12 protein-coding genes and 1 tRNA gene are annotated in these 9,910 nt (G+C 70.3%); 8 read left to right on the plus strand and 5 right to left on the minus strand.

The window, feature by feature from the left end:
• Positions 1-3: 3 nt before the first annotated feature.
• Positions 4-429 carry a hypothetical protein gene (locus ACH34Q_RS45015; protein WP_395989393.1) on the minus strand — a complete coding sequence of 142 codons (426 nt, stop codon included), beginning with the start codon at positions 427-429 and terminating at the stop codon, positions 4-6.
• Between the two features lie 222 nt (positions 430-651).
• On the opposite strand from ACH34Q_RS45015, the gene ACH34Q_RS45020 reads away from it, so the two are divergent.
• The 4 genes from ACH34Q_RS45020 (at position 652) to ACH34Q_RS45035 (ending at position 3,289) form a co-directional block, all read left to right on the plus strand.
• Positions 652-1,791 carry a hypothetical protein gene (locus tag ACH34Q_RS45020; RefSeq protein ID WP_395989394.1) on the plus strand — a complete coding sequence of 380 codons (1,140 nt, stop codon included), beginning with the start codon at positions 652-654 and terminating at the stop codon, positions 1,789-1,791.
• A gap of 55 nt (positions 1,792-1,846) precedes the next feature.
• Positions 1,847-2,854, plus strand: a complete 1,008-nt coding sequence (locus ACH34Q_RS45025) for an NADP-dependent oxidoreductase (RefSeq protein ID WP_395989395.1) — start codon at positions 1,847-1,849, stop codon at positions 2,852-2,854.
• Between the two features lie 88 nt (positions 2,855-2,942).
• A complete protein-coding gene (locus ACH34Q_RS45030) occupies positions 2,943-3,140 on the plus strand; it encodes a hypothetical protein (RefSeq protein ID WP_395989396.1) in 198 nt (65 codons plus the stop codon).
• 76 nt (positions 3,141-3,216) lie between these two features.
• Positions 3,217-3,289: transfer RNA gene (locus tag ACH34Q_RS45035), tRNA-Ala, on the plus strand.
• Between the two features lie 80 nt (positions 3,290-3,369).
• Here the strand turns inward: ACH34Q_RS45035 and ACH34Q_RS45040 are convergent.
• The 3 genes from ACH34Q_RS45040 to ACH34Q_RS45050 are packed head-to-tail and all read right to left on the minus strand — an operon-like array spanning position 3,370 to position 5,389.
• On the minus strand, positions 3,370-4,467 hold the full coding sequence (locus ACH34Q_RS45040) for a Vms1/Ankzf1 family peptidyl-tRNA hydrolase (RefSeq protein WP_395989397.1): 1,098 nt from the start codon (positions 4,465-4,467) through the stop codon (positions 3,370-3,372).
• 56 nt (positions 4,468-4,523) lie between these two features.
• Positions 4,524-5,033 carry a DUF1360 domain-containing protein gene (locus tag ACH34Q_RS45045; RefSeq protein WP_395989398.1) on the minus strand — a complete coding sequence of 170 codons (510 nt, stop codon included), beginning with the start codon at positions 5,031-5,033 and terminating at the stop codon, positions 4,524-4,526.
• Positions 5,030-5,389, minus strand: a complete 360-nt coding sequence (locus ACH34Q_RS45050) for a VOC family protein (RefSeq protein WP_395989399.1) — start codon at positions 5,387-5,389, stop codon at positions 5,030-5,032. Before ACH34Q_RS45050 ends, ACH34Q_RS45045 begins: the two co-directional genes overlap by 4 nt.
• A gap of 126 nt (positions 5,390-5,515) precedes the next feature.
• Here ACH34Q_RS45050 and ACH34Q_RS45055 point away from each other — a divergent pair, with 126 nt between their 5' ends.
• Positions 5,516-5,887, plus strand: coding sequence for a DUF5709 domain-containing protein (locus tag ACH34Q_RS45055; RefSeq protein WP_395989400.1), 372 nt, complete (start codon positions 5,516-5,518; stop codon positions 5,885-5,887).
• A gap of 106 nt (positions 5,888-5,993) precedes the next feature.
• Here the strand turns inward: ACH34Q_RS45055 and ACH34Q_RS45060 are convergent, their stop codons facing one another.
• Positions 5,994-6,800, minus strand: coding sequence for an MBL fold metallo-hydrolase (locus tag ACH34Q_RS45060; protein ID WP_395989401.1), 807 nt, complete (start codon positions 6,798-6,800; stop codon positions 5,994-5,996).
• Between the two features lie 164 nt (positions 6,801-6,964).
• Here ACH34Q_RS45060 and ACH34Q_RS45065 point away from each other — a divergent pair, with 164 nt between their 5' ends.
• The 3 genes from ACH34Q_RS45065 to ACH34Q_RS45075 all read left to right on the plus strand — a co-directional run bounded on the left by ACH34Q_RS45065 (position 6,965) and on the right by ACH34Q_RS45075 (position 9,379).
• Positions 6,965-8,365 (plus strand): amidase, encoded by a 1,401-nt coding sequence (locus tag ACH34Q_RS45065; RefSeq protein ID WP_395989402.1) that lies wholly within the window; start codon positions 6,965-6,967, stop codon positions 8,363-8,365.
• Positions 8,366-8,385: 20 nt separating this feature from the next.
• Complete coding sequence (locus ACH34Q_RS45070; RefSeq protein ID WP_395989403.1) at positions 8,386-8,601, plus strand: hypothetical protein; 216 nt, start codon at positions 8,386-8,388, stop codon at positions 8,599-8,601.
• A gap of 76 nt (positions 8,602-8,677) precedes the next feature.
• Entirely contained in the window at positions 8,678-9,379 is a 702-nt protein-coding gene (locus tag ACH34Q_RS45075; RefSeq protein ID WP_395989404.1) for a DUF6882 domain-containing protein, read from the plus strand.
• Positions 9,380-9,910: the final 531 nt, after the last annotated feature.

Raw genomic sequence — 9,910 nt, forward strand, 5'->3', positions numbered from 1 at the left:
CCCTCAGATGTCGAAAAAGGGGATGCAGGTGATGTCGTAGAAGGCGTTCGAGTCGGTGCTGGACTCGACGATCTCGTTCCAGTTGCCGCCGTGCCTGGCGTACATCCACTCGATCGTCGGGCCCTGGGGGCTGCCGTAGCGGGACTTGTTGCGCTCTTCGAGCTTGCGGACGTCCTTGACCTTCATCTTCGTCCGGACCAGGGCCTTGGCCTCGTTGCGCTTGGGGACCATGGCGCGGGCGATGTCCTGCTCGGAGCGGCCCTGGATGCGCATCCGGCTGATCTCGATCTCCATGGACTCGAGCCGGTCGAGATAGGCCTGCCGGACCTGGCAGTTGTGCACCCAGTCGTCGGCCGGACCCACGCCAGTCCACATGGACAGCCCGAAGGATCCGGGAAGCAGCAGGAGGCTGGCCACCACGCGGCGCATGCGACAGACCTTTCGTGACGCTGGGGGAGGACGTCGGGGCTTCTGCCCCGTGCAACTTTGTCAGACGGCGGACCGAAACCCCAGTAGGTTGGCGGTGTGGCCGAAATGCACGCCTCTGGCGCTGAACGGGCGGGTTCTGTGGGTTTCGTCGGGGCGATCGGTGCTCTGGCCGGGGTGGCTCTGGTAGGGCATCGGGGGGCCCGCGCGGCCTGTATCGGTGCCGTGACCGGCGGTTTGGCCCTCGGGGCCGCCGAGGCGGTGGCGAGAGCGCGGCAGAAGCCGGGCGAGATCCCGGCGCTGTGGCAGCGGATCGCCGTCAGCGGCGCGATGGCCGCTCCCTTGGGCTGGCTGGCGGGACGCCGGTTCGGCCCGGTGGTGGTCGGGACGGGCGCCGGTGCCGTGGCGGGTTCCATGGGGCTGCGGCCTGAGAAGGTGGCGCTGGGGCCTGTGGTCGGTGCCGCTGTGGGCGGGGTCGCCTCGTCCGCGCCGCCGGCCGTCGTCGCTTCCGTCTCGGTGATCGCGTTCCGTGCCCTGTCGGCGCTGGTGTTCCGGGAGGCGCAGGTCAGCCTGCTGGCCGAGCAGGTGCAGGCGGAGAAGCTCCCGTTCGTGGTGCCGCTCGAGGCCCGTACCCGGTACGTGGGGACCGGGTACGTCAAAGACTTGGCCAAGGTCCTGGGCGGGACGTACACGGCCGACGCTCCCGGAGTGGGGATCATCGGGTCCCTGGACGAGCTGGCGGGGCCGGACTTCGATCCCGGCGACGTCGACCCGCTCGTCCGGGAGTTCTACGAGCACACGGCGAGGTTCAAGCTCGACATCGTGCCCGAGTGGCGGATGTGGGTACGGCCCGGCTACCTGCTCTACCGGACGCTTCTCGCCAAGCCCCTGGGGCAGGCGAGCGTGCCGATGAACCAGCGGGAGGCCCAGCGGGGTGTGCACGGCCGTATCGACACGATCGTCCGGGAGGGCGCTCCTACGGTCCGCGGCTGGATCCGGTCCTTCGCGGACAACGACGAGCCCATTTACGTGGGGGTCTACACCACATACAGGGACGGGGGCCGGGGCTATGTGAGCGTCGGTTTCCCGTTGCCGCAGGCCAGCTTCACGGCCACGCTGGCGCCGCGGGCCCGGCCGGGCGGCGGGCTGGTCCTCACCAGCGACAGCGATCTCGACCATCCCGGGCACTACCTCACCTACGTGGATCCGGAGACCCGTGATCTGACCGCGCTTGCCGTGCACGGATTCGGGGAGAAGCTCGATGTGTACGTGGAGGACGGTGAGCTGCGGGCCGAGCACGCCTTCGCCGTATTCGGCCTGCCGTTCCTCGTCCTGCACTACCGGATGACCCGGAAGTCACACTGAGTGATCGACGACACTGAGTGATCGACATAGGTTCGACAGAGGAAGGTAAGCGCGCATGATCCCCGCAACCGGCCGTGAGGTCCGCCTGGTCGCCCGTCCCGTGGGTGAGCCCGATCCGTCCGACTTCGAGCTGGCGCAGGCGCCGGTCCGGGAGCCGGACGAGGGGGAGATCCTGGTCCGGAACGAGTGGATCTCGGTCGACCCGTACATGCGCGGGCGGATGAACGACGTGAAGTCGTACACGCCCCCGTTCAAGCTCGGCGAGCCGATGGAGGGCGGCGCGGTCGGAACCGTGATCGCCTCCCGGTCCAAGATCCCGGAGGGTGCCACCGTCCTGCACGGGCTCGGCTGGCGCGAGTACGCGACGCTGGACGCCGGGAGCGCCCGGCCCGTCGATCCCGAGCGGGCACCGGCCCAGGCCTACCTGGGGGTGCTCGGGATGACCGGGCTCACCGCGTACGCCGGGCTGACCGAGATCGCTCCGGTCCAGGACGGCGACGTGGTGTTCGTGTCCGGTGCCGCCGGCGCGGTGGGCGGTGTCGCCGGGCAGATCGCGCGGCGGCTCGGTGCCTCCCGGGTGATCGGATCGGCGGGCGGGCCGGAGAAGGCCGCCAAGCTGACCAAGGACTTCGGCTACGACGCGGCGATCGACTACCGCGAGGGCGAGCTCGAACGGCAGCTGTCCGAGGCCGCGCCGAACGGGATCGACGTCTACTTCGACAACGTCGGCGGTGACCACCTGCGGGCCGCGATCGCGGTGCTCAACACCTACGGCAGGGTCGCGATGTGCGGTGCGGTCTCCCAGTACAACAAGACCAAGCCGGACCCCGGGCCCGACAACCTGTTCCAGGCCGTGGGCAAGCGGCTGACGCTGCGCGGCTTCATCGTGGGCGACCACCAGAAGCTCATGGGGGAGTACGTGCAGCGCGCGTCCGGGTGGCTGCGCGAGGGGTCCTTCCACACCGAGGAGACCGTCGTCGAGGGCATCGACAACGCCGTGGACGCCTTTCTGGGCATGCTGAAGGGGCGCAACGTCGGGAAGATGCTGGTCCAGCTGAAGTAGGACAAACAGGACGAACGTACATTCCAGTGCCCGGCTGATGGTTTCATGGCGTCCTATGGGAAGACATCGCAGGGGAGCCAAACGCGAGGTGACCGTCGCGGACCTCATCGACGCGCTGGAGCGGTACGACCCGCGGATGCAGGTCCGGCTGGCCGTCCAGCCGCGGCTGCCCCAGGAGCACACGATCGGCGCCGTGACCGAGGCCGACGGCATGGTCTGGATCGGCGAGCTGCAGCAGTGCGGCTACGTCCCCGACGAGGTCGCGGAGCGGCTCGGGTGGCGCTGATCACCCGCGCGCCGTCCCGACCGGCCCGCCGGGTGCACTAGGCTCTCTGTTGGCCGGTCGCCCTAGGGCGGCCCCCGGGGCTATGGCGCAGTTGGTAGCGCGCCTCCATGGCATGGAGGAGGTCTGGGGTTCGAATCCCCATAGCTCCACCGGGAAGGAAGAGGAGGAGTTCGCCTGCGGGCGAGCTCCTCCTCTTCCTTTTCCCCGTTCTTTCGTTCGCTTTCCTGCGTCAGTGGCGGGTGGCCGCGTCGTTGTAGCGCAGCACCGCTCCCACGCCCAGGGCCGCGTTGGGGCCGTCCGAGGGCAGGATCACCAGCTGGCCGTCCATCGCGGCCACGGCCCGGATCAGGGCCGCGTCGGCGCGTTCCTCACGGACGTCCTCGACGCCCAGCTGGTGCAGCTCCTCGGGCGTCACGGCGACGTGGTTGGGATCCGGCCCGATCCACAGCCGCGCGGGCGAGTCGGGATCGTCGTCCAGGAGCAGGGTCTGGATCTGGCCGCGCCGTACGGCCTCGACAGTGGCGGGCAGGCCCGCGACGGCGCGCTCGCCGTTGGCCAGCTCGCGCTCGAAGCGCTCGGCGACCGTGAGGATCCGCTCGGTGGACTTGAGGTCCAGGATCCGGGCCAGCTCGCCGTCCAGGCCCCCGTTGGCCTCGGACTCGACGGTGTACTCCAGGACGCCCTCGGAGACCTCCTCCAGTACGGCCGTCCGGGCCCGGGCGTCGCCGGCGATCACGACCGCCTCGGCGCCGAAGCTGCGGGCGGCCTTGTCGACCTCCCGGCCGACCTTCTTGGCGTTGCTCTTCCAGACGTTCTCGGCGGAACGCTGGAAGCGCGACTGGTTCCAGTCCCCGGCCTTGACCTTGCGGATGGGGTAGTCCTCGTCCCCGGGAACGTCGATGTGCCGGTGCGTGCCGTCGGGATCGAAGCAGTCGATCTCGCCGCCCTTGCGGTCCACCACCGCGACCAGGTGCGGGAAGCGCTCGCCGCGCTCGCACAGGTACGGCAGGACGTGCGGGAGCGGGGCGACACGCGCGAGCGAGGCGCAGGGGGCGTGGTCCAGGCGCTCGACGCAGACCACCTCGCCGTCCGCGGCGAAGATCACCAGCCCTTCGGAGCGGCGCCGCTCCATCTCCTCGGCCACGGTCCGCTCGATGGCGCTCAGCGTGGCCGCCGGGGCCTGCTGGTCCTTCAGCTCCTCGCGAAGCGCCCGCCACTTCAGCTCGGCGGCCTTGCCGGCGTCCTCGGTGGTACGGGTCAGGTCCGCGTACACCGAAGCGTACGGACCGGACCGGGTGTACAGCGGCTTGAGGAAAGTCAGATCCATATGGAGGCCCTACCCGCCCCATTGGCCCCAAACGCCAAGGTAGCCCCCTATATGTCTCAGCCCACGGCAGATCGCTGGAGCCGTGCGTACACCAGCTGCAGCCAGTCCGAACCCGCGACGGCCGTCATCGTCGCGCCCGCCAGCCGGGTGGCGCCCGGGGCGAACACCATCCCCGCCGCGTACGCCGTGGCCACCCACTGCGACACGCAGAACGGGCAGGTGATCAGCTCGCCCACGGCATGCCGGACGCCGTGCCCGCGGACCTCCTCCGACAGCTCCGCAGGGCCGCCGGTGCCCGCGTACCGGGTGAACGGGGCGCGCAGCGGGCTGGTCACCGGGTCCTTGGCCATCAGCCGCGACATCTTGTGGGTCGTCACGGTCATCAGGGCCAGATCGCCCGGGCCGATGGAGTGCAGGGACGCCCCGCGGCGGCGCGCCAGCAGCGCCAGCGCGCCGGTCGTCAGCCCGTACACGGCCAGGGTGGCCAGGTACGAGCCGAGCGGGCGGTCGGCGTCGCCGGTGTACTCCTCCTTCTGGCGGCGGGCGGTGTCGACGACGGCGTTCATGGGGCGGTTCCTTCCGGTGGGACGATCAGGCAGAACTCGTTGCCCTCCGGATCGGCCATGACCGTGGTCAGCCAGCCGTCGTCGCTGAAGGGCCCGCGGACCACGGTGGCGCCCAGCCCGGTCACCCGGGCCAGCTCGGCGTCCATGTCGGCGACGCGCAGATCCGGATGCATCCGGTTCTTGACGGTCTTCGGCTCGGGGACCCGCTGCAGCAGCCACTGGGGCCCCTCGCCGCGCGGGTCGTCCAGGGAGACGTACGGGGGAGACGGTGGCGCCGCCCGGTAGCCGAGGGCCGGAGCCCAGAACTCGGCAAGCCGCTCGGGATCGGCGCAGTCGAGGACGAAGACGAGGCGCATGCCTGGCACCTACCCGGTCATCGCGCCCGAACCCCTGTGCCGAACCCCCGTACCGACCGCTCATGCCGGACCCCCGAATGATCCGTGCCAGGCGGGTAGGCACCAGTACGAGGAAGGGGGGCCGAGATGGACGAGCGCCGCCGGCGACGGCCCGAGGACGAGGGGATTCCCGATCTTCAGGAGGGTCCCCTGGAGCAGTACCAGGGCGAGGACCCGCAGGAGCCCCCGATACCGGGCGACCGGCCGATGGCCATGGACCAGTACGGGACCACGGAGGAGGAGGTGCGCGAGGGCGAGCCGCTCGACGTGCGGCTGGCGCGGGAGGAACCCGACCAGCCTGCGCCCGAGAGCGAGCCCCTGCGTCCCGCCGGACGCATCGTCGAGGAGGACGAGGGCGCCCACCCCGACACCGAGTCCGACGCGGTCGCCGCCGACGTCGGTGACGACGGTGGCGGCTACTCCGCCGAGGAACGGGCCATGCGGATCGAAGACGAGTAGCGAATCGAGACCGAGTAGCGGTTCGAGGACGAGTAGCGGTTCGATGACGAATGGCCGTGAACGGGCCGGGGGAGTCCTCCCGGCCCGTTCGATCTCGTTCGCTTCCTCACACGTTGACGAAGGGCTCGGGCAGGTGCGGCGCGGCCAGGACGGCCCCGGTCTTGCGCATCCGCCGGAGTAGATCCGTACGCGTCGCCACGGCGAGGTCCGCGTCCTCGTCGTGCGCGTACCGCACGCTTGGATCGACCAGCTGAACGGGATGCAGGACCACGTCGCCGGCCACCACGAGCTGGTCGTCGCCCAGCATCACCGACTGGTGCCCGGGCGTATGTCCCGGGGTCGGGAACACCACGATGTCCTCGGACAGCCGGGTCTCTCCCTTGATCTCGTCCAGATTGCCGGCCTCGCGCAGGAGCCGTACGACGTCGTCCAGTACGGCGCCGCCCTCCTTCTGGAGCCACCGGACCTCGTCCTCCTGGACGACATGGCGCGCGTTGGGGAAGAGCAGCTGGCCGTCCAGAACGGCCCCGCTGGCATGGTCACTGTGCAGGTGGGTCAGCACCACCGTGTCGACGTCCTCCGGTGATACGGCGACGTCCTCCAGCGCCTGGGACAGGACCCCGGGTACGGGCGCCCATGAGGAGGCGGGGGAGTGCTCCGTACCGAGACCCGTGTCCACCAGCACGGTGGGCCCCCCGGGCACGCGCAGGAGGAAGCAGTGGAAGTGCAGGACCCACTCGCCGGACGGCCCGAACGCCTCCGGGACCTCGGCCCTCATCCGCTCCCAATGCCTCGGCCGCGTACCAGGGAAGGTCTCGTCCAGAGGGCGCCGCAACGCCTCGCCCATAGGCCCGACCGCGTCGCACAGCGGGATGACCTCCACGCCGGAAACGATCCTTGGTTTTTCGTGCATGACGCCACCCTCCCAGGAACTCCCTACCCCTCCGCAACGCCGACGCTCGGAGTCCGGATCATCCGTCTTCACGTGGCGAATCCTGGTTGCTAGCCTCCGACTGAAGATCGTTAAGCGGTCGCACCTCCCGGCGGACCGGCCTCGACGGCCTCGAAAGGACCTGGATGGAAACTCCCCGTACCCTGACCGAGGCCGCCGAAGCCCTCCGGCAGGGGACCGTGACCAGCGTCGGGCTGACCGAGCGGGCGCTCGCGACGGCCGACCGCCTGGACGGCACGCTCGGTACGTACCTCGCCCGGTTCGACGAGGCCGCGCTCGCCGCCGCCGAACGCGCCGACCGCGAGCTGGCCCAGGGCACCGACCGCGGCCCGCTGCACGGCGTCCCGTTCGGGGTGAAGGACATCATCGCGATGGCCGAGGGGCCGACCACGGCCCAGAGCCTCGTGCTCGACCCCGCCTGGGGCGCGGGCGGGGACGCGCCCGTCGTGTCCCGGCTGAAGGCCGCCGGAGCGGTGATCACCGGCAAGGTGACCACGATGGAGTTCGCCTGCGGGATGCCCGACCACGCCAAGCCGTTCCCGATCCCCCGCAACCCGTGGGACACCGGAACCTGGCCGGGCGGCTCCAGTTCCGGTACGGGCAACGGCGTCGCGGCCGGGATGTTCTACGCCGGGCTCGGAACCGACACCGCCGGCAGCATCCGCATCCCCTCGGCCTTCTGCGGGGTGACCGGCTTGATGCCCACGTTCGGGCGGGTGCCCAAATCAGGCGTCGCGCCGCTCGGCTACAGCCTCGACCATGTCGGCCCCCTGGCCCGCAGCGCCCGCGACTGCGCGGCGGTCATGGACGTCATCGCCGGGCCCCACCCGAGCGACCCCGACAGCGTCGAGGATCCGTACACCGGCCCGGTCTTCGACGGCTCCCTGGAGGGGGTACGGATCGGCGTCGTCCGGGAGCACCACTTCCCCGACGGCCATGACCCGGCCGTGGGCCCCGCGTTCGACGCCGCCCTCGACGTCCTCACCGGGCGCGGCGCCGTCCTCGTCGACCTGGCGCTCCCGTACTGGTACGAGATGCTGGTGGCCAACGTCGTCACCATGAGCGCCGAGGCCCTCGCCTACCACCGCAACGACCTGGGCGCACGCTGGGACGACTACTTCGAGTCCACCCGGATGCTGCTGGCCCGCGGCGCCACGGTCACCGGCGCCGACTACGTCCAGGCGCAGCGGGTCCGGCGGGTGGCCCAGGACGCGGTGGCGCGCCTGTTCGACGGCGTCGACGTGATCGTCTGCCCCACCACGTCCACCGGCGCGCCCCAGTACGACGACCTGTACACGCCGGAGGGGCCCGTCGATATCCAGGGGCTGTTCCGCTACATCCACACCCAGTACTGGGACTGCGTCGGCAACCCCGTCCTGGCCGCCCCGATGGGGCAGACCGCCGCCGGCCTGCCCCTGTCGATCCAGTTCGCCGGGCCCGCGTTCGGCGAGGCCGGGATCCTCCGTACCGCCGACGCCTACCAGGCCGCCACCGACTGGCACCTGCGCGTCCCGTCCACCGCCTGACGCCCCCTGGAAGAGGACCCATGACCGATCCCCAGGCCATCGAAGATCTCCGCCGGCTCCTGGCCCGTTCCGGCCTGGTCCCTTCGGACGCCGAACTGGCCGCCCTCGCCGGCAGCCTGGAGGCGCAGCAGATGGGCATCGAGCTCCTGTACGCCGTACCCGAGGCCCGCTACGCCGATCCGGCGCTCCGCTTCCGCGCCGGGGCCCGCATGACCGACTGGTCACCCGACGCCTGACGGACGGCCGATGGCGGGGTCGATGGCGGGCTCCCGGCCATGGCGATGTTGCGGTGCGCCACTATGCTGCCGCTCTATGTCACGAGAGACCGCTTATAGTCCGGCATTCAAGGCGTTCGGCGCGGAACACTCCGCAGCCGCGATCCAGCGGCAGGAGGCCCTGGACGCCTCCCTCGGTACCGAGCACCGGACGGCCGATCTTCAGGCCCGGACGCTCCGCGGCAACGGATCGACCGTCGGCGGCGTGACGAGCCTCGGCAGCTTCTCGCACGTCACCCAGACCTGGCTCTGGAGCTGGGCGAACCCGAACTTCGACTGGGACCACGTGGCGGTGGCCCCACTCCGGCGGATCCACGAGTACGGCGAGCGCAACGGGATCCCCGAGCTGACCACCGGCCATCTGGAGTTCGGCGGCTTCCCCGACCCGCACCAGGCCGCCACCACCCTGGCCATCGCGGCCGGATACCTCCTGGACGGCAACGGCGTCTGGTCCTGCACCATCAACGACGGCAAGGGCTCGGCGTACGTCCACCTCGACGACCCGCAGCTCCCGTCCCCCGGCTTCGACCCGCTCGCCGCCTCCCGGCTGCTGATGACGGCGGTCGAGGTCTTCCCCGAGGATCACCGCCGGACCGTCCGCGGCTACTTCGAGCGCTGCGCCGTCCCGTACGAGGAGACCGCCGACACGATCGCCGGCGGAGCGCCCGATGGAGACCGGATTCAGGCGAATTTCGACGAGCGAGGCCGTCTTGAGAAGGTCACCTCGCACCTGGCCTGACCGTCCCGGCCGTCCCACGCCCCCGATGAGGCTGAGGCCGGTGAATACCGCGTGACCTGCGGGTTTAGTGCAGATGTGCGAGGGGTATGGAACTCAAGTTGACGAGTGGACCTTGATTATCTAATGTTCTACCTGCCGGCAGGGATGCGGGACGCCGAGAGGCGGACGGCCCTGCGGGAAGCCACCGGAGGAAAACCGTTCGAAGCTTGCTTCGAGGCGGGGTACTCTGGAGTGGTCAGCCCAGACGGGATGCAGGACGCTGCAAGGCGGCCGGCCCGAGGGACTCCACCGAACGACATGACGGGCAGCGAAAGTTGCCCGCGTTGACGCACGGCGGACTGGGTGAGAATCCTGAAGATCGATCCAAATCGGACCGGTTGACAGGAACGAAGATCCTGGTAAGGTAGAAGGGTTGCCCCGGAGCCTGGATCTGCGAGAGCGGGTTCGGCGCGGTGGGTGTCCGTTTCTTGAGAACTCAACAGCGTGTTAAAAGCCAGTGCCTTTATATGGTTCGGTCATGGTACCGGATCA

The sequence above is a fragment of the Actinomadura sp. 9N407 genome, assembly GCF_044326315.1.
Lineage (GTDB): Bacteria > Actinomycetota > Actinomycetes > Streptosporangiales > Streptosporangiaceae > Spirillospora.

Excerpts from the sequence above, each read along its gene's own strand:
- ACH34Q_RS45040 (WP_395989397.1), bottom strand. The coding sequence starts at position 4,467 with ATGGATCTGACTTTCCTCAAGCCGCTGTACACCCGGTCCGGTCCGTAC.
- ACH34Q_RS45015 (WP_395989393.1), bottom strand. The coding sequence starts at position 429 with ATGCGCCGCGTGGTGGCCAGCCTCCTGCTGCTTCCCGGATCCTTCGGG.
- ACH34Q_RS45055 (WP_395989400.1), top strand. The coding sequence starts at position 5,516 with ATGGACGAGCGCCGCCGGCGACGGCCCGAGGACGAGGGGATTCCCGAT.
- ACH34Q_RS45075 (WP_395989404.1), top strand. The coding sequence starts at position 8,678 with ATGTCACGAGAGACCGCTTATAGTCCGGCATTCAAGGCGTTCGGCGCG.
- ACH34Q_RS45070 (WP_395989403.1), top strand. The coding sequence starts at position 8,386 with ATGACCGATCCCCAGGCCATCGAAGATCTCCGCCGGCTCCTGGCCCGT.
- ACH34Q_RS45045 (WP_395989398.1), bottom strand. The coding sequence starts at position 5,033 with ATGAACGCCGTCGTCGACACCGCCCGCCGCCAGAAGGAGGAGTACACC.
- ACH34Q_RS45060 (WP_395989401.1), bottom strand. The coding sequence starts at position 6,800 with ATGCACGAAAAACCAAGGATCGTTTCCGGCGTGGAGGTCATCCCGCTG.
- ACH34Q_RS45065 (WP_395989402.1), top strand. The coding sequence starts at position 6,965 with ATGGAAACTCCCCGTACCCTGACCGAGGCCGCCGAAGCCCTCCGGCAG.
- ACH34Q_RS45025 (WP_395989395.1), top strand. The coding sequence starts at position 1,847 with ATGATCCCCGCAACCGGCCGTGAGGTCCGCCTGGTCGCCCGTCCCGTG.
- ACH34Q_RS45050 (WP_395989399.1), bottom strand. The coding sequence starts at position 5,389 with ATGCGCCTCGTCTTCGTCCTCGACTGCGCCGATCCCGAGCGGCTTGCC.